Annotated in this window: 1 pseudogene; it reads left to right on the forward strand. The window is 37.7% G+C overall.

The features are described 5' to 3' along the window. A pseudogene (locus SB717_RS33600) lies at window positions 1–273 on the forward strand (HD domain-containing protein); the annotation flags it as partial. Window positions 274–485 lie beyond the last annotated feature (212 nt).

Consider the following 485-nt stretch of genomic DNA (forward strand, 5'->3'; position numbering starts at 1 on the left):
GAGCATCCAAAACTAGCAAAAGAAATTTCTATCGCAATTCTTCTTCATACAGATTCTTTCTTAGTGGAACAAGAAATTGAAAGAACATCTCTTCAAAACATTATTAAATGGGCAGACGAAGCAGATGAAGAACCAGGCGGAGCTCATCATTATAGAACGATTTCTTATGAAAAAGCACTTAAAGCTATTCAGCAATTAGATCGATTGGTAGAGCGTGAATTGCAAATAGAGCAAGCAAAATTGAATAACAAGGCAGAACATAGTTATCAATGAGAAAGAGGCATCACTACAGGGTGATACCTCTTTTATTATTTTATGGAAAATAAACCTTTATCCCGCATTAACGGGCAGTAAGATCCCCACCTCAAAATGCAGCGAAAGCAAAGAAGTTAGTTTGGTGATCAACTGCCCGTAAAAGCCCGATTGGTTCAACTAATAATCAGTGGGGGGATGAACACCCCCCACTGATTAAAGTTTCACTTTAT

The organism is Priestia sp. SIMBA_032 (assembly GCF_046535215.1).
GTDB lineage: Bacteria > Bacillota > Bacilli > Bacillales > Bacillaceae_H > Priestia > Priestia aryabhattai.